Raw genomic sequence first — 17,321 nt, forward strand, 5'->3', positions numbered from 1 at the left:
CCCCGCGCGCCGCCGTGGTGAGATGTCGAGCGATGCACGCTGCGCCCGCGAGCGAGAGGTACGGTCGCCTCGTCGCGCTGAACGCTGTACTCACGGTCATCGCCCGCCACTCGAACCTCCTCCTGCCGAGGCCGTTCGAGGAGCTCGCCGCCACGGTCGGCCGGTTCGCCCCGTTCCAGCTCTTCTCGGTGCTGATCCCGGAGGCCGAGGGCGAGCTCCGCGCCTACGCGGTCTGCCGCAGCGACACGCTCTCGGCCGCGCCGTTCGGCGCGCGGCTCCCCGCGCCCGCGCCGCTCGTCCGGCGCGTGTTCGGCGAGGGCCAGGCGTTCTCCTGCGACGACACCCGCGCGGGCGACGCGCTGGACGGGATGGGCGCCGCGGCGGGGTGCCTCTCGTACCTCGCCCTCCCGGTGCGCAGCGCGCCGCCCCCCGCGGAGCCCGGCCAGCCCGCCGCGCGCACCGGGCCGGCCGACGGCGGCGGCGCGAGCAGCCCCGTCATCGCGGCGCTCGTCGTCGGCTACGGCGAGGCCTCCGCCGCGGCCGCGGCGCCGGTCGCGCTGCTCGAGGAGCTCGCCGGGGCGCTCGGCGCCGGCCTCGATCGCTCGCTGCGCGTGATGGCCGGCGAGCGCGAGGCCGCCGAGCGCCTCCTGCGCATCCGTGAGCTCGAGGAGCTGCACAGGAACCTGCTCGACAACGCGCCGCTCATCATCTTCCGCCTCGATCCCGAGACCGGCGATCTCTCGTTCCTGAACCGGCACGCCGAGCGGCTCCTCGGCGTGCCGGTGGCCGAGGCGCTGCGGACGCCGGGGTTCCTCGGGGAGGTGCACGCCGATCCGGAGGGCGTCATGTGCTTCGAGGACGCGGTCGCGCAGGCCAGGCTCGGCGCGCCCTCGGCCCCGTACGAGGCGCGCCTGCGGCGGCGGGAGGGCGAGGCGATCACGGCGCGCGGCACGGTGTACCCGCTCGTCTCGGAGCGCGGACGCGTGGTGGCGATCGAGGGCGTCCTCGCCGACGTGAGCACCGAGCACGCGGCCCGCACGCGGCTCGTGCAGATCGATCGCCTCTCGACGCTCGGCACCCTGGCCGCCGGCGTCGCCCACGAGATCAACAACCCCGCCGCGTTCATCCTGCTCGGCCTCGACATGCTCGACCGCCTCCTGCGCGGCCCGAACGTCCGCATGGAGGGCGCTGCCGCCACGAGCTCGTCGGAGCTGCTCAAGGAGCTGCGCGACTCCATCAAGCGCATCGTCGACATCGTGCGCGACCTCAAGCTGTTCGCGAGCCCGCCTCAGCCCGAGGGCTCGCGGCGGACGCTGACCGACGCGAACCGCACGGTCGAGTCGGCGCTCAGCCTCACGCGCGGGCAGATCATCGAGCGGGCGCAGATCGTGAAGAACCTGACCGAGGTGCCGCCGATCTTCATGGAGGACGGCCGGCTCGGTCAGGTCATCGTGAACCTCCTCGTCAACGCGGCCCAGGCGATCCCGAAGCCGAGCTCGAAGCTCGAGGCCCGCGAGCAGACCGTGACGGTCGAGACGCGGAGCGACGGGCGCACGGTCGAGATCGTGGTGACCGACACCGGCGCGGGCATCGCCGAGGAGAACCTCGCGCGGATCTGGGCGCCGTTCTTCACGACGAAGGGCCCGGAGTTCGGCACCGGGCTCGGCCTGTCGATCAGCCGCGAGATCATCGAGCGCGCGGGCGGCCGGATCACGGCCGAGAGCCCGGTCCCCGGGAGCGACCCGCCGTGCGGCGCGCGCTTCGTCATCTCGCTCCCGGCGGCGGGGCGCGCGGAGGAGGAGACGCCGATCGCCTCGCCGCTGCCGCGGCTGGTCTCGAAGCGGGCGCGGGTGCTGATCGTGGAGGACGAGGCGTCGCTCGCCCGCGCGCTCTCCGAGCAGATCGGCCGCGTGCACCAGGTGACGGTGGCGCCGACCGCGGACGCCGCGATGGGGATGCTCGCGGGCGGCCAGCGCTTCGACGTGGTCCTCTGCGATCTGCGGATGCCCGGCATGTCGGGCGACGTCTTCTACACGCGGGTGCGGGAGAGCGATCCGGCGCTCGCGCAGGGGTTCATCTTCATGACGGGCGTGGGCTTCGGCGCGGACATCGAGCGGTTCCTCGCGTCGTCCGGCCGCCCGCTGCTCGAGAAGCCGTTCCCCGCCGAGGACGCGCTCTCCGCCATCGCCGAGGTCGTGTCGGCGAACCGGACCGGGGCGCGGGAGGGCGGCTAGGCGCGCGTGTGGCGGGCTGGCTCGCTCAGCCGAGGACCTCTGCGCAGAGCCGCTGTAGCTCCCGCAGCAGGTCGGGGGTGGCCTGGAGCGTGAGGCGGGTGCTCTGCCCGCCTTCCTGGTACGTCAGCGTGAGCAGCACGACCGGCGCCTGGATGCTCGCCCCGCGGCTCGAGGCCGCGATCGTGTCGACGCGCCAGTCGACGCCGGTGAGCAGCCTGCCGTGATCGAGCAGCGCGGAGCGCACGAGCTCGCGCCGCACGAGCGCCCTGGCCTGGTCGTAGCCGGCGAGCAGGATCGCCTGGATCACGTCGCCGCCCTCTCCCGGCGCGAGCGCCGCGAGGTCGGCCGCGAGCGCCGCGCGGTCGAGGTCGCGCTTGCTCGCCTCGCGGACCAGGAAGCGGCACGCCTTGAGCACCCGCGCGAGCGCCTCGGATCCTACGTCGTGCCGCCGGCAGAACGCGTCGAGGAGCCGCTCCACGGCGGCGGGCACCGGCTCGCCCAGGCTGGGCCCGAGCGCCTCCCACAGCCGCTGCCGCGCGCCCGGCGAGAGCTCCAGGAGCCGGCGCAGATCCGCGGCGAGCTCCGGAGGCGGGGGCCCGCCGCCGAGGCAGCGGAGCCCGGGGGCGGCGGGCGCGTCGCCTGCGGGGGCGCTCATCGCTCCCTCGTCACGGCGCGCCGCGCCCCCCGGACACGTCCCCCGTCATGCGCGCGCCTGGTCTCCATCGGCTCGACCGCGTCGCACGGCGCGCGCTCACTCGCTCAGCTGGATCGGGACGTAGAGGGCCCGCATCTTCGACATCGTGCCCTCGCGCGTGTACCCGGCGAGCCCGTAGAGGAGGTTCCACCAGTGCCCGTTCGGCGTCTCGCCGTACGAGAACAGGGGGAAGAAATGGAACTCCCACTCCTTGCCGTTCCGGACCCGCTGCTCCCGGTAAAAGGTGTTGAGCGCGAGCTGCGACACCGACCGTTCGTCCGCGAACCGGTAGTAGAACGGCAGGATCACGGTGGAGCGCGACGTCGGTGATGCGAAGTCCCAGACGAACGGCGCCACGACGAGGTGCGTGGAGCTCCGATCCCGCCCCGAATAGAAGAACGGATAGAGGTCCGTCTGCCAGCCGGTGAGGTCCTGCGTGTGCCGGAAGAACGGCGTGATCCACTTGGTATCGCTCAGCCCGTGCCGCTTGAAGTGGCCGTAGAACGGGAACACGGCGAGATCATCGCTGCGCGGCGACGTGTTCCGATAATAGAACGGGAGCAGGAACGTCCGCTCGAGGCCGATGTCCGGATCGCGGTACTGCCAGAAGAGCGGCGTGATCATGTCGAGCTCCGTCCGCCCTCGGTAGCGAGCGTAGCCCCAGGTCGCGAACGTGCTCTCCCCCTCCTCGCCGCGCGCCTTCACGAACAGCGGCGTGACGAGGAGGTTCGAGTTGCCCTCGTAGCCGTAATGAAAGAACGGGAACAGCGTGGTGCGGTCGTAGTTCTTGCCCCAGCTGTGCCAGTAGAACGGCATGACGTTGAACACGTTGCCTTCGCGCGAGCGCTGCCAGAGCAGCGGGCCCCACAGGTTCGTCGAGCGGTCACCGACGTCGCTGTAGTGGTAGTAGTGCAGGAGCGGCGGGATGACCTCGTACTCGCTGCTCTCGTCGCGCCCGTAGAAATAGAGCGGCGCCAGGCCGAGATCGATCTCGTCCGCGGTGCGCGCGTCGCACGCCGGGCCGCCCTTCCACTTGCAGAAGAGGGGGCCGACCATGTTGAAGCCGCTCCGCGCGGTGTGGTGCGTGAACGTGAGGAGGGGAGGGATGTGGAAGTAGCCGCTCCCGTCGTCGCTCTTGCCCTCGAAGAAGAGCGGGGCGAGCCAGTTGTCGTGTCGCCCCGGCTCCGCCTTCCGGCCGGGGCTCGCGGGGCGCCCCTCGGACTCGCGGTGCATGAACGGACCGACGATCGTCGTGTGGGTGTTCTCGCTCCGGAGCTTCCAGAAGAACGGGAAGAGCACGTCGGCGTCGACGTCCTTGCTCCGCCGGTTGTAGTAGAGCGGCGTCACCATCGTGGCCCGGTCGCCGGGCATCTTGCGCTCGGCCCACAGGGGGAACAGCGTCCGGAACTGGTACTTGCCGCTCTTCTCGCCGTAGTAGAGCCCGTACCAGTCGCGCTGGATCTCCTCGGCGCGCCCTCGCTCCCACTCGCCGACGTCGTTGGTCCCGATCTGCTTCTCGACCGCCGGCGGCACCTCGAGCGGGTCCTCGGGCAGGGTCGGCTCCTGGGTCTGGATCGGGCTCTCCTCGGAGGTCGGCGCCGCGTGCGTCTCCGGCGTGCCGGGCGGCGGCGACGACGCGCCCGGCGGCGGCCCGGCGCCCGGCTGGCCGAAGCTGACCTGCGCGGCCGCGACGGACGGCGCGGCCAGGGCGGCCAGCGCGGCGGCGAGCGAGAGCGCGCGGCCCGCGCGAGGTGCGCGGCCCCTCCGCGCGCTCGTCGCGGGCGTCGCGCTGGCCTCGTGCGCGCTCGTCGCGCCCGCCCCGTGCGCCGGCGCGCCCCGCGCCTCGGGCGCGGCGCCCGCCTCTCCCATCCTCTCGTAGGTCAACGCGATCCCCGCTGGCCGCCGCCGGGTGAAAACTCGAGGGCCCGATCCGCGAGCACGCGCGCCGCCCCCTCCAGCGGGATCTCCTCCTGCACGTGCGCCACGAGGTCCTTGATCTGGAGGACGCCGCGCTCGATCTCCGCGTCGCCCAGGATGACGCAGAGCCGCGCGCCGAGGGAGTCCGCGCGCCGGAGCATCGACTTGAGGCGCCCGCCGCGCCCGTCCAGCTCGACGGCGACGCCGAGCGCGCGCAGCTGCTTCGCGAGCACGAGCGCCCGCTCCGCGGCCACCTGGCCGAGCGGGGCGAGGAAGCAGCCGGGCCTCCGGCGCGAGGAGTCGCCCGGCACCATCGTGAGCAGCCGCTCCATCCCCATCGCGAAGCCGATCGCCGGCACGCTCGGGCCGCCGAGGCCCGCGACCATGTTGTCGTAGCGGCCGCCGCCCGCGAGCGTGCTCTGGGCGCCGAGGTCGCCCGAGGTCGCCTTCACCTCGAAGAGCGTGCGCGTGTAGTAGTCGAGCCCGCGCACGAGCGACGGATCGACGACGTAGTTCACGCCGAGCACGTCGAGGCAGCGGAGCACGCCCTGCCAGTGGGCCCGGTCCGCGTCGTCGAGCAGGTCGAGGATCGACGGCGCCTCGCGCGCCGCCTCCTGGTCGCGCGGGTCCTTCGAGTCGAGGATGCGCAGCGGGTTGCGCTCGAGGCGGCGCTGCGAGTCCTCGCTGAGCCGGTCCCGGCGCGGCGTGAAGTGATCGAGCAGCGCCGCGCGGTAGCGCTCGCGCGTGCCCCCGCCGCCGAGCGAGTTCACGTGGACCACGAAGTCGTCGATGCCGATCCGCTGCAAGAAGCCCGCGACGAGATCGATCGTCTCGGCGTCGCAGAGCGGCCCCGGGTCGCCGAAGAGCTCGCAGCCGGCCTGGTAGAACTGGCGGTAGCGCCCCTTCGCCGGCCGCTCGCCGCGGAACATCGCCCCGAGGTAGTACCAGCGGGTGACGGGCTCCCTGGCGTGCACCGCGTGCTCCACGTACGCGCGCGCGGCGCCCGCGGTGCCCTCGGGGCGGACGGTGAGGTGATCGCCGTGGCGCTCGAAGGAGTACATCTCCTTCTCGACGACGTCCGTCGTCTCCCCCATCTGGTGGCGGAAGAGCTCCGTCGGCTCGAGCAGCGGCGTGCGCACCTCGGCGTAGCCGTGGAGCTCCGCGTGGAGGCGGAAGGCCGCCTCGAGCTTGTGCCAGCGCTCCACCTCTTCGGGGAGGATGTCGTTCATCCCCCTGACCGCGCGCAGTTCCATCGCGCGGCGCTTATGGTCGGTGCTGGCGAGCGGGTCAAGCCGGTCGGATGCTTCCCGGTACGTTGGGTCTCGCCGGCTCACCGTCCGAGGGGTATGTGCTGTCTCCAAGAGGCATGGAGAAGACGCGCGCTGCGGCGATCGATCTTGGGAAGGCCCGCGTCGGCGTGGCGGTGACCGACGAGCTCGGGCTCTACGCGCACCCGCGGCCGCTGCTCGACGGGCGAAACAGGAGGGCGCTCCTGTCCGCGCTCGCCGAGCTTGCCCGGGACGAAGGCATCACGCGGTTTTTGGTAGGGCTGCCGCTCGAGATGAACGGGGACGAGGGGCCCGCCGCGCGGCGGGCGATGGCCTTCGCCCAGGCGCTGGCCGACGCGACCGGCGTGGAGGTGGAGCTCCTGGACGAGCGGCTGACCACGGTCGAGGCGGCGCGGCGGCTCCGCGACGGGGGCGTCTCCGCGCGCAAGGGCAAGGAGCGCATCGACGGGGCCGCGGCCGCCGTCCTGCTCCAGTCGTGGCTCGACGCCCGCCGCTAGAGCGGCGGTCACCCGCTTCGGATACGGACCCATCTCGGCGTTTTCGGTGCTCAGCGCACTGGAGTGCGCTTCCGCGCCGAAAACGCCGATCTGGGCCCGTCTCCTGTGCGGGAGACCGCCGCTCGTACCCGGGGCGGGGGGGACCGGGCTAGCGCTGCTCGCTGCGGAGCAGGAGGTAGGCGCCGGCGGCGCCGACGGCGCCGATCGCGAAGAGAACGACGTCCCACGCCGGCCACGCGACGCCGGCCGCGCGCCGGAGCGCCACGGCCTCGACGACCCGCACGAGCAGCGACGCGAAGCCGTACGCGCACAGCCCGACCACGATCGGCCGGCGCAGGTTGTCGGCCAGATCGACCGCCCTCATGCTGTTGTTCCACACGTGCCGGCGCACGTGGCGCGCGCCGATGAGCGCGGGGGTGATCAGCGCGAAGCCGATCCCGGACGCGAGGAGGACCGCCTCCAGGCCCGTCAGGTTGTCGTCCACCGAGCCGCCGCGCGAGAGCCGGATGATGGCGGTGACCAGCGTGAGCAGGCTCCCGGCGACCCAGAACAGCCCGAGCCCCGAGAGCAGCAGGATGAGCGGCCTCGCCATGGTCACCTGCTGGGCCTGGCGGAGCTGCATCGTCATCGCGGCGCGCGGCGCCGACGGCATCGTGTTGCGCGGGCCGGGCACGCCGACGGGGGAGCTCGGCTCCCTCGGCTCGGGCTCGCTCATGTCGTAGGGCGCGAGCTCGGCGTCGAGCTCCTCCATCGTCTGGTAGCGGTGGTGCGGCTCCTTCGCCATGGCCCGCTGGATGATCATCTCCAGCGGCTCGGGGATGCTCGGCTCGAGCGAGCGCGGGCGCGGCGGATCCTCGGTGAGCACCGCGGTCAAGGTCGCGGTCGGGTCGTTGCGATCGAACGGGCGGCTGCCGGTGAGCGCGCAGTAGAGGATCGCGCCGACGGCGTAGATGTCCGCGCGGTGATCGACGCGCTCGCCGCGGGCCTGCTCCGGCGCCATGTACGACGGCGTGCCCATGATCATGCCGGTCTGCGTGAGCGCGGCGCCCGGCGCGTCGTCGACCTTGGAGATGCCGAAGTCGATCACCTTGGCCGTGGGCAGCGCGAGGTCGCCGGTGAGGAAGACGTTCTCCGGCTTCATGTCGCGGTGCACCACGCCCTTCGCGTGCGCCGCCGCGAGCGCCTTGCAGATCTGCCGGACGATGCGCACCGCCGGCCCGATCTTCATCTTGCCGACCTCGGCGAGGTAGTCGGCGAGCTCCTTGCCTTCGAGGAACTCGTTGACGAGGAACGGCCGCCCCTCCGCGGTGCGGTGGACGTCGAAGACGGTGACGACGTACGGGCTCTGCACCGCGGCGGCCGCCTCCGCCTCGCGCTGGAACCGCGAGATCACCTGCGGCTGCCGCGCGAACTCGGGGTGCAGCATCTTGATCGCGAACCGCTTGCTCGAGATGCGGGTGTGGCGCGCCTCGTAGACGCGCCCCATGCCGCCCTCGCCGACGACGCGCACGACCGTGTACGTCTCGTTGAGCGTCTTGCCGACGAGATCGTCGCGGAGCGCGTCGTCCTCGGACTCGTCGAGCGTCGCGGCGTCGCGCGGGCAGACCCTGAACTCGGCCGGGTACCGCACGCCGCAGGTGGGGCACACCTTGGGCATCGACGGGTCGCTGCCCGGGCTCGGGAGCGCGGTCGCCGAGGTGGAGAGGCTCGTCATCGCGGTCGCGATATGCTGGTCCGACTGCGATCCGCGTGCGTCCGACTGGGGTCGGGAAGCGTCTTCGGGGGGCCGGAGGGTGCCGGGCATCGCCGACCGAGCGTAGCCAATCGGCCGTTCAGGGGGTGACAAATCGCGACGCCGCGCCGACCGCGTTGACGGACCGGGGCGCCTGCGTATACTCGCGCGCTCCTGCTCACTGGCCTGAACATCGCGGGCTCCCGCCGCTCCGGGCGCGGGCGCGCATTCAGGCGTCGCTTGGCCAGTCGCCGCGCGCGAACGCCGCGCCGGCCCGGGCGCTCGGCAGCGCACCGGAGGGGCCATGGAGAGCCAGCCATGCTGCATTCTGTCCAGAAGTCGGATATCATTCAGAAATTCGCGACCCACGAGGGGGACACCGGGTCGCCCGAGGTCCAGATCGCGCTCCTCAGCGAGCGGATCAACCAGCTGCAGGAGCATTTCCGCACGCACCAGAAGGACCACCACTCCCGCCGCGGCCTGCTGAAGCTGGTGAGCCAGCGCCGCCGGCAGCTCGACTACCTGAAGCGGATCGACATCGAGCGATACCGCACCCTCATCGGGCGCCTCAACCTCCGCAAGTAGCGCTCCTCCGGCCGGTTGTGCCCGCGACGCAGCGTCGGCGCGGGCGCACCGAGCCCGAAGGGGCAGGGTGGCCGGCATCGGACCCTGCTGCGGCCGGCCGCCGCGCCCGCCCTTCCGTTCCCCTTGCCGCGCCGTTCCTGCGCGGTTCTCGCACCGTTCCCACACCATTCTCGCGCTGTCCTCGCGCTGTCCTCGCGCTGTCCTCGCAACGTTCCCGCCGAGATCCGTCGCCTCGTTCCGTTCCGTTCGGGGGGATTGCGGTGCGGACCCCTGAACGTCGGCGTTTTGCGCTGGCGAGAGCGGAGCGGACGCTCTAAGGAGGTCATCCAGTGACCATGGAACGACGGGGCGACCTGCCCAGTCTTCCCCGGGCGCGGGCCCCGCGCGTCTTCGTCTTCGCTTCGTGCGCAGCAGGTCGACACTCCTGCGCAGGAACCGAGGAAGAAGAGCTGCCCCTCGCGCTCGGCGTAGCGCCGCACGCAGCGGCCCTCGCGATCGCGCGAGAGAGAGCTGAAATTCCCAATGTTCGTTCGTGAATCCGTCATGGTGGGCGGCCGTGCCCTGACCCTCGAGACCGGCCGCCTCGCCAAGCAGGCCCACGGGGCCGTGCTCGTCACCTACGGCGAGACCATGGTGCTCGTCACCGCCGTGTCGCAGGAAGAGCGGCCCGGCCTCGACTTCTTCCCCCTGACCTGCGAGTTCGTCGAGAAGACCTACGCCGCCGGCAAGATCCCCGGCGGCTTCTTCAAGCGCGAGGCGCGCCAGCGCGACGAGGAGATCCTGTCGAGCCGCCTCATGGACCGCCCGCTCCGCCCGCTCTTCCCGGACGGCTTCAAGCGGGACACGCAGATCATCGCGACCGTCCTCTCCAGCGACAAGCAGAACAAGGCCGACGTCCTCGCCCTGACGGGCGCGAGCGCCGCGCTGCACATCTCGGACATCCCGTGGGGCGGGCCGGTCGTGGGCGTGCGCGTGGGCCGGCTCGACGGCGAGTTCGTCGCGTACCCGACGGTCGCCGACATCGAGCGCTGCGACATCGACCTCGTGGTCGCCTGCTCGCGCGACGCGATCGTGATGGTCGAGGGCGGCGCCGCGGAGGCGACCGAGGCGGAGATCATCGACGCGCTGATGTTCGCGCACGAGACGGCGCAGCCGGTGCTCGACCTCATCGAGCGGATGCGCGCCGCCGTCGGCAAGCCGAAGCGCGAGTTCGTCGCGCCCGAGCTGCCGGCCGAGATCAAGGCGCGCGTCGCCGCGCTCGTCGACGAGGATCTCAAGGCCGCGACGCGGGTGACCGACAAGAAGGCGCGGTACGACGGGTACAGCGCGCTCAAGAAGAAGCTCACCGAGACGCTGCTCGGCGAGCTCGGCGCCGAGAAGCTCCTGCCGATCGAGCGGCTCGTGAAGGCCGAGTTCGAGGAGCGCAAGGCGCACGTCGTCCGGAGCTACGTGCTCGAGGAGGGCCGGCGCATCGACGGCCGCGACGGCAGGAGCATCCGCCCGATCGTGTGCGAGGCGGGCCTGCTCCCGCGCGTCCACGGCAGCGCGCTCTTCCAGCGCGGGGAGACGCAGGCGATCGTCACGACGACGCTCGGCACGTCGACCGACGAGCAGAAGATCGACGGGCTGATGGGGGAGACGTGGAAGCGCTTCTACCTCCACTACAACTTCCCGCCCTTCTCGACCGGCGAGACGAAGCCGCTGCGCGGCCCCGGCCGCCGCGAGATCGGCCACGGCGCGCTCGCCGAGCGCGCGCTCTCCCGGATGATCCCGCCGCCGGACCAGTTCCCCTACACGATCCGCATCGTGTCGGAGACGCTGGAGTCGAACGGCTCGTCGTCGATGGCGGCGGTCTGCGGCGGCTGCCTCTCGCTCATGGACGCGGGCGTGCCGATCAAGGCGCCCGTCGCCGGCATCGCGATGGGGCTCATCATGGAGGGCCAGCGCTACGCCGTGCTCTCGGACATCCTCGGCGACGAGGATCACCTCGGCGACATGGACTTCAAGGTCTGCGGCACGGCGCGCGGCGTGACCGCGATCCAGATGGACATCAAGATCGCGGGCCTGAGCCGGCAGATCCTGATGCAGGCGCTGGATCAGGCGCGCGAGGGGCGGCTCCACATCCTCGGCAAGATGCTGGAGACGCTGCCGACCACGCGGCCCGAGCTCAGCCAGTACGCGCCGCGGATCACCACGGTCCGCGTCAAGCCCGACCAGATCCGGCTCATCATCGGCCCCGGCGGCAAGACCATCAAGGGCATCGTCGACCAGACGGGCGTCGCGATCGACGTCGAGGACGACGGCACGGTGAACGTCGCGTCCTCGGACTCGGACGCGGTGAAGCGGGCGCTGGAGATCATCAAGGGCCTGACGGCCGAGCCCGAGGTCGGGGCGACCTACAAGGGCACGGTCAAGCGCATCACGGACTTCGGCGCGTTCATCGAGATCCTGCCGAACACCGACGGCCTGCTGCACATCTCGGAGATGGCCCACACGCGCGTCGAGCGCGTCGAGGACGTCCTCAAGGAGGGCGACTCCCTCGAGGTCAAGGTGCTCAGCGTCGACCGCGACGGGAAGATCCGGCTGAGCCGGCGCGAGCTGCTCCCGCTCCCCGAGGGCGCCGAGGGCGAGAGGGCGCGGGAGCGCATGGCGCAGGCCCGCGACGCCGGCCCGCCGCCGCGGCGCGACGGGCCGCCCGGAGGGCGCGACCGCGGCTCGCGGCCCGGCCTGGAGCGCGACCGCAGCGGGCCGCCGCCGCGGGAGCGCCGCGAGCGCCGCTCCTAGTCGCTCCTCGTGAGGTGAGGGCGAGGTAGAGCGTGGGCGAGGGGAGCGAGCGACGCGCCGCAGCGTCGGGCTCCCCTCGTCGCCGTTTTGTGATCCCTGTCCCAGCGATCGCCTGCCCGCGCCCCTGTCCCCCCGGCGGCTTTGCTGGAATCCGGTGAAGCCAGCGTGGCCTGTTCACAATCAGGGTAGTGTCTCGGCCCCTGCTCGTGGCATGCTCCGCCCGTGCTCGTACGCAGAGCGAAAATCGTCTGTACCATAGGCCCATCGTGTGACTCTCAAACGACGCTGGAGCAGCTGATCCGCGCCGGTATGGATGTCGCTCGACTCAACTTCTCTCACGGCTCGCACGAGGATCATGGCAGGAACATCGCCACGGTCCGCGCGGCTGCGGAGGCCTGCGGAAAGCCGGTGGCGATCCTGCAGGACCTCTGCGGTCCGAAGATCCGAGCCGGTCGCTTCCCCAACAACACCTTCGAGGTGGCGGATGGGGCTTCCGTTTGGCTGATCGAGGCGAACAGGGACAGCCCCGTCGCCTCGCCGGGTGAGATCCCGATCCTCTACGAGGGGCTCGCCTCCGATCTGCAGCCGGGCGACGTCGTCCTGCTCGATGACGGGCGGGTCGTCGTCACCGTCACCAAGGTCGAAGGGGATCGCGTCCAGGCCGGCGTCACGCAGGGCGGTCGCCTGCGCGATCGCGTCGGCGTCCACCTGCCCGCGCGCCGCGTGCGCATCTCCGCGCTCACCGAGAAGGACAAGGCCGATCTGAGCTTCGGCCTGGCGCAGGGGGTCGACTACGTCGCGCTCTCGTTCGTGCGCACCGCGGACGAGGTCCGGCACGTCCGCGACATCTGCGAGGCCTGGGGGCGCCCGACGCCGATCGTCTCCAAGATCGAGACGCCAGGCGCCATCGACAACCTCGAGGCGATCATCCTCGCCTCGGACGGGGTCATGGTGGCGCGCGGCGATCTCGGCGTGGAGTTCAACCCGGAGCGGGTGCCGATCATCCAGCGCGAGATCCTCGGCCTCGCCCGCGTGCACCAGAAGCCGGTCATCGTCGCGACCGAGATGCTCCAGTCGATGGTGACCGCGACGCGCCCGACGCGCGCCGAGGCGAGCGACGTGGCGACGGCGGTCTTCGACGGCACCGACGCGGTCATGCTCTCGCAGGAGACCGCGACCGGCGCGCACCCGCCGCTCGTCGTGCGGATGATGGCCCGCATCGTCACGGAGGCCGAGCAGAGCGCGTTCTACCGCTATCTCTCGAGCGAGCAGCCCGGCCAGCGCGCCAACGTCGCCGAGGCGACCGCGCGCAACGCCTGCGACATCGCGCGGGACATCGGCGCGAAGCTGATCCTCGCGTTCACCGAGAGCGGCCTCACCGCGCGGTACGCGTCGAAGGCGCGCCCGGTCGTGCCGATCGTCGCCTTCTCGCCGAACGAGGTGACGCGCCGGCGGCTCGCGCTGCTCTGGGGCGTGATTCCGCTCCCCATCGACGCGCTCCGGAACTCGGACGAGATGATCGACCGCGCCACCGGCTACCTGCTCGCGAACGGCCTCGTCTCGCCGGGCGACAAGCTCGTCACCATCTTCGGCGCCCCCGTCGGCGTCTCGGGGTCGACCAACACGATTCGGGTGAAGGTCGTGGAATGAGCCTGCCCGCCCGCGATAGGGGCTCGACGGGCGAGCAGGACCCTCTCTCCAGATACCGGGGCGCAGACGCCCTCCCGAAGCTCGACAAGTACGAGCTGCTTGAAGAGCTCGGGCACGGCGGCATGGCCACCGTCTACCGCGCCCGCGACCCGCGGCTCCGCCGCGAGGTCGCGGTCAAGATCATCCACAAGCACCTCCGAGAGAACGCCGAGGTCGGCGCGCGCTTCGTCGCCGAGGCGCGCGCCGCGGCGAAGCTGCGCCACCCCGGCATCGTCGAGGTGTACGACGTGTCCAGCGAGCAGGACGGCGAGCGCTACCTCGTCGTCGAGCTGCTCCGCGGCGCCACGCTGCGCAAGATCCTGAGCAGCCACCGCGACATGCCGGCCGAGATCGGCGCCTCCGTGGTGCTCGAGCTCTGCGACGCGCTCGAGCACGCGCACGCGTCGGGCATCATCCACCGCGATGTGAAGCCGGAGAACGTGCTGGTCGAGCTGCCGTCCGACCGCGCCCCCGCGAGCTGGGACGGCGCGGGGGTCGTGATCAAGCTCACGGACTTCGGCATCGCCAAGATCCTCGACGCCCAGGGCGTCACGTCGACAGGGCAGGTGCTGGGCTCGCCGGCGCACATGGCGCCGGAGCAGATCGAGGGGGGCGAGGTCGACGCGCGCACCGACGTCTTCGCGCTCGGGGTGCTCTTCTATGAGTGCGCCGTCGGGCACCTGCCGTTCGAGGGGAAGAACCCGGCGCAGGTGCTCCGCAAGGTGCTCGAGGGGGTGTACCCCGAGGCCGAGCGCGAGCGGCCCGCGGTCGGCGCGCGCTGGAGCCGGATCCTTGCGGGCGCCCTCGCGCACGACGTCGCGGCCCGCACGCCGAGCCCCCGGGCGCTCGCCGAGCAGATCCGGGCCGAGCTCGCCGCGCTCGGCCTCGCTGAGCCGCGCGTCGAGCTCGCCGCGTACTTCGCCGATCCGGCGGGCTACACCGCGCGCCACGTCGCGCGGCTCGTCCCGCGCCTCGTGGCGCGCGCGGAGGACGGCCGCAAGCGCGGCGACGTGCCGGGCGCCGCCGCCGACTACAACCGGGCGCTCGCCCTCGCGCCGGACGACCTCACCATCCTCAAGCGGATCGCGAAGCTCAACGCGAGCCGCAGCCGGCGGAAGCTCGCGCGGCGCGCGCTCGCCGTGGGGCTCGGCTCGGCGGCGCTCGGCGTCGCCGCGTTCGGGATCACCCGCGCGTTTCGCGAGCCGCAGGCGGCGCTGGGCGAGGACGTGCCCGTGGCGCCCGGGCCGGCGTCGCCGGTGCGCATCGACCCCCTGATGCCGTCGCCGAACCTGCCCGCGGTCGCGCCCAGCGCCCCCGTCGTCGCGAGCGCGCGCCGCCCCAGCGTCCGTCCCCCGCCGCCATCGGCCGCGGTCGCGGCCGCGCGGCCGGCCGCGGCCGGGATGCGGCCCGCGGCCGGGCCGCGGGCCGTGCCCGTGGCGCGGGCGGAGGGCCCGAGGGTCCGCGAGGTCGTCTTCCACATCGTCCCGAGCGGGGCCAGGCTGGTGCTCGACGGCGTGGAGACCGCCTGGTTCGGCGCGAACAAGATCACGCCGCTCACGATCGGCACCCACGCCGTGCACATCAGCGTGCCGGGCTCCCGGTGCTGCAAGCCGTACTCGGGCGTCATCTCGGTCGTCGCGCCGGCGCCGGGCGTCACCGCGCCGCAGCGGATCGTCCACAAGCTGGAGATCCTCCCCAGCACGGTCGTCCTGAGCGGCGCGCCGCAGGACGCGCAGTACGCGTGCCCGCAGATCGGCCTGATCGGCTACGCGGGCAGCCCGCAAACCGTGACCTTGAACGACGTGTCCTGGAGCGGGCGCTGCCTCTTCACGTCGCCGACGCCGGGCGCCGCCCAGCGCGTCGGGAACGTGACGCTCGTGGCCGGCGAGCCGAACACCGTTTTCTGGCCGTCCGGCTGACGGCGACCCCGTCATTCCGGCGTCGGCGCCCGAAATCTCAGCAGCGCCGTCCAAACTCCGCTACATCACGGCGCACCCCCTCCGCATGGCCGCGCGAACACCAGGCGGGAAATCTCCCGGCGCTCGCTCCCCGTCGGTCGATGGCGGCCGCGCCCTGCGCGCACCGCGGCGCCTCGTGGCGGCGGCGGCGAGCGCCGTCGTGCTGAGCCTGGCCGGCGTCGCGCGCGCCGACGACCTGCAGCAGCTCGAGCTCGCCAAGACGCGCTTCGACACCGGGCGCTACGAGGAGGCCGTGCGCCGCTTCGCGGCGATGCTCGACCCCGCGAACCCGCCCTGCGAGCGCGGCGCGACCGACGCGGAGGGCAAGCCGTGCAGGATCACCGATCCCCACATCGTCGAGCGGGCGCGCGGCCTCGCCGCCGCGGCGCTCGTGGCGCTGCGGCGCGGGGACGAGGCCGACGCGTACATCGAGCAGATCCTCCTCGACAACCCGGCGTACTCGCCGAACCCGGCGCTGTTCCAGCCGGAGGTGATCGACAGGTTCACCGCGGTGCGCGCGCGCATCCGGGCGCGCATCGAGGAGGTCACGCGGCAGCGGGCCGAGGCGCAGCGCGCGGAGCGCCTGCGCGCCGAGCGGAGCCGCGACGACGAGCGCCGCTGGATCGCCGAGCTCGCGCGCCTCGCCGGGACCGAGCGCGTCGTGGTGCAGCGCTCCCGCTGGATCGCGATGCTGCCGTTCGGCGTGGGGCAGTTCCAGAACGGCGACGACGGGCTCGGCTGGTTCTTCCTGGTCAGCCAGGCCGTCGCCGGCGGGACGTCGATCGTCTCGGCGCTGGCGCTCGCCAGCTACCAGAACGTCGACGTCACGCCCGCCCCCCCGTCGCAGGCCGGCATGCCGGCCGCGCAGCGCGTCGACGTCGAGCGGCTGAACAGCCGGATCGACACCGCGGCCGCGGTCAACCACGTCTCGTTCGGCGCGTTCGCGACGCTCGTCGCCGCCGGGATCGCGCACGCGCAGATCACGTTCGTCCCGGAGCGGGTCTCCGTCCGCAAGCGCCCCGTGCCGCCGCCCCCGCCGAGCTTCAAGGCCGCGCCGGCGATCTCCCTGCTGCCCGGCGGCCTCTACGCGGGGGTCCTGGGCCGGTTCTGACCGCGCGCGGCTCACGCCTTGCGCGCGGCGGCGATCCAGAAGCCGCCGAGCCGCGCGAGCGGCGAGTCGCACAGCGCCCACTCCGCCCTGTGGAGCAGCCGCCCGAGCCCAGGCACGCGCATCGCGGCCGCGAACGGCGTCACGATGCGCACGCCGCGCGAGGCGACGACGCGCACGCCCGCCGGCAGGAGGGCCGCGGCGGCGCGCGGCGCGTCGAAGCGCGTGAAGACGGCGCTCTCCCGGGTCCGCTCGCTGATGGCGCCCGCCGGGCCGAGCTTCTTCACGAGCCCGCGCAGGCTGTAGGGGTTGTAGAACTCGGCGATCACGTGCCCGCCGGGCCGCACCACGCGCGCCATCTCCGCGAGGGCGGCGCGGACGTCCCGCACGTGCGCGAGCACCTTGAACGAGCACGCGACGTCGAAGCTCTCGTCGGCGAACGGCAGCGCGGTCGCGCTCCCCTCGACGACGTCGAGGCCGCGCTCGCGGGCGCGCTCGAGCATCCCGGGCGAGAGATCGACCCCGCGCGCCGAGCGCGCGAACGCGCCGATCCGCGCGAGCAGGAGCCCTGTCCCGCACCCCACCTCCAGCACGTCGCGGCCCTCGCCGAAGCGCCGCACGAAGTCGACCTCGAGCGCGTCGACGAGGTCGTGATACCCCCCCCGATCACGCCCCCCGCGCCGCGCCTCGTAGCGGGCGGAGAACTCGTCGTAGTACGCGCGCGTGGCGCGCAGGTGATCGTCGCCGCTGGCCTGTGCCGTCTGGGCTCCCATGGGCCCGCTATAGTACGGCCCGGCGCGCGCGGCTTGCGCCGCGCGGCGGCCGGACCACACC

Annotated in this window: 12 protein-coding genes; 7 read left to right on the forward strand and 5 right to left on the reverse strand. The window is 72.8% G+C overall.

Going from position 1 to position 17,321, the window contains the following annotated elements; translation table 11 throughout:
• Nucleotides 1-32 precede the first annotated feature (32 nt).
• Complete coding sequence (locus WMF31_RS15625; RefSeq protein WP_436602709.1) at nucleotides 33-2,234, forward strand: hybrid sensor histidine kinase/response regulator; 2,202 nt, start codon at nucleotides 33-35, stop codon at nucleotides 2,232-2,234.
• 25 nt (nucleotides 2,235-2,259) lie between these two features.
• Here WMF31_RS15625 and WMF31_RS15630 read toward each other — a convergent pair whose 3' ends face one another.
• The 3 genes from WMF31_RS15630 to hisS all read right to left on the reverse strand — a co-directional run bounded on the left by WMF31_RS15630 (nucleotide 2,260) and on the right by hisS (nucleotide 6,098).
• Entirely contained in the window at nucleotides 2,260-2,889 is a 630-nt protein-coding gene (locus WMF31_RS15630) for a COMM domain-containing protein (protein ID WP_436602710.1), read from the reverse strand.
• Between the two features lie 96 nt (nucleotides 2,890-2,985).
• A complete protein-coding gene (locus tag WMF31_RS15635) occupies nucleotides 2,986-4,812 on the reverse strand; it encodes a hypothetical protein (protein WP_436602711.1) in 1,827 nt (608 codons plus the stop codon).
• A complete protein-coding gene (gene hisS / locus WMF31_RS15640) occupies nucleotides 4,809-6,098 on the reverse strand; it encodes a histidine--tRNA ligase (protein WP_436602712.1) in 1,290 nt (429 codons plus the stop codon). Before hisS ends, WMF31_RS15635 begins: the two co-directional genes overlap by 4 nt.
• A gap of 113 nt (nucleotides 6,099-6,211) precedes the next feature.
• Here hisS and ruvX point away from each other — a divergent pair, with 113 nt between their 5' ends.
• A complete protein-coding gene (gene ruvX, locus WMF31_RS15645; protein WP_436602713.1) occupies nucleotides 6,212-6,631 on the forward strand; it encodes a Holliday junction resolvase RuvX in 420 nt (139 codons plus the stop codon).
• A gap of 148 nt (nucleotides 6,632-6,779) precedes the next feature.
• Here ruvX and WMF31_RS15650 read toward each other — a convergent pair whose 3' ends face one another.
• Nucleotides 6,780-8,345, reverse strand: coding sequence for a serine/threonine-protein kinase (locus tag WMF31_RS15650; protein WP_436602714.1), 1,566 nt, complete (start codon nucleotides 8,343-8,345; stop codon nucleotides 6,780-6,782).
• Between the two features lie 336 nt (nucleotides 8,346-8,681).
• On the opposite strand from WMF31_RS15650, the gene rpsO reads away from it, so the two are divergent.
• The 5 genes from rpsO (at nucleotide 8,682) to WMF31_RS15675 (ending at nucleotide 16,490) form a co-directional block, all read left to right on the forward strand.
• A complete protein-coding gene (rpsO, locus tag WMF31_RS15655) occupies nucleotides 8,682-8,948 on the forward strand; it encodes a 30S ribosomal protein S15 (protein WP_129349147.1) in 267 nt (88 codons plus the stop codon).
• 522 nt (nucleotides 8,949-9,470) lie between these two features.
• On the forward strand, nucleotides 9,471-11,732 hold the full coding sequence (gene pnp / locus WMF31_RS15660) for a polyribonucleotide nucleotidyltransferase (protein ID WP_436602715.1): 2,262 nt from the start codon (nucleotides 9,471-9,473) through the stop codon (nucleotides 11,730-11,732).
• Nucleotides 11,733-11,954: 222 nt separating this feature from the next.
• Entirely contained in the window at nucleotides 11,955-13,382 is a 1,428-nt protein-coding gene (gene pyk / locus WMF31_RS15665; protein WP_436602716.1) for a pyruvate kinase, read from the forward strand.
• Nucleotides 13,379-15,340 (forward strand): protein kinase domain-containing protein, encoded by a 1,962-nt coding sequence (locus WMF31_RS15670; protein WP_436602717.1) that lies wholly within the window; start codon nucleotides 13,379-13,381, stop codon nucleotides 15,338-15,340. The genes pyk and WMF31_RS15670 overlap by 4 nt, the downstream gene beginning before the upstream one ends.
• Before the next feature lie 85 nt (nucleotides 15,341-15,425).
• Nucleotides 15,426-16,490 carry a hypothetical protein gene (locus tag WMF31_RS15675; protein ID WP_436602718.1) on the forward strand — a complete coding sequence of 355 codons (1,065 nt, stop codon included), beginning with the start codon at nucleotides 15,426-15,428 and terminating at the stop codon, nucleotides 16,488-16,490.
• An 11-nt stretch (nucleotides 16,491-16,501) separates the two neighbouring features.
• Here WMF31_RS15675 and WMF31_RS15680 read toward each other — a convergent pair whose 3' ends face one another.
• On the reverse strand, nucleotides 16,502-17,260 hold the full coding sequence (locus WMF31_RS15680) for a class I SAM-dependent methyltransferase (RefSeq protein ID WP_129349137.1): 759 nt from the start codon (nucleotides 17,258-17,260) through the stop codon (nucleotides 16,502-16,504).
• Between the last annotated feature and the right edge of the window lie 61 nt (nucleotides 17,261-17,321).

It is taken from the genome of Sorangium sp. So ce1036 (assembly GCF_051369805.1).
Taxonomy (GTDB): Bacteria; Myxococcota_A; Polyangia; order Polyangiales; family Polyangiaceae; genus Sorangium; species Sorangium cellulosum_F.

Coding starts and splice junctions, on each gene's coding strand:
- WMF31_RS15625 (WP_436602709.1), top strand. CDS start 33: ATGCACGCTGCGCCCGCGAGCGAGAGGTACGGTCGCCTCGTCGCGCTG.
- WMF31_RS15630 (WP_436602710.1), bottom strand. CDS start 2,889: ATGAGCGCCCCCGCAGGCGACGCGCCCGCCGCCCCCGGGCTCCGCTGC.
- hisS (WP_436602712.1), bottom strand. CDS start 6,098: ATGGAACTGCGCGCGGTCAGGGGGATGAACGACATCCTCCCCGAAGAG.
- ruvX (WP_436602713.1), top strand. CDS start 6,212: ATGGAGAAGACGCGCGCTGCGGCGATCGATCTTGGGAAGGCCCGCGTC.
- WMF31_RS15650 (WP_436602714.1), bottom strand. CDS start 8,345: ATGACGAGCCTCTCCACCTCGGCGACCGCGCTCCCGAGCCCGGGCAGC.
- rpsO (WP_129349147.1), top strand. CDS start 8,682: ATGCTGCATTCTGTCCAGAAGTCGGATATCATTCAGAAATTCGCGACC.
- pnp (WP_436602715.1), top strand. CDS start 9,471: ATGTTCGTTCGTGAATCCGTCATGGTGGGCGGCCGTGCCCTGACCCTC.
- WMF31_RS15670 (WP_436602717.1), top strand. CDS start 13,379: ATGAGCCTGCCCGCCCGCGATAGGGGCTCGACGGGCGAGCAGGACCCT.
- WMF31_RS15675 (WP_436602718.1), top strand. CDS start 15,426: ATGGCCGCGCGAACACCAGGCGGGAAATCTCCCGGCGCTCGCTCCCCG.
- WMF31_RS15680 (WP_129349137.1), bottom strand. CDS start 17,260: ATGGGAGCCCAGACGGCACAGGCCAGCGGCGACGATCACCTGCGCGCC.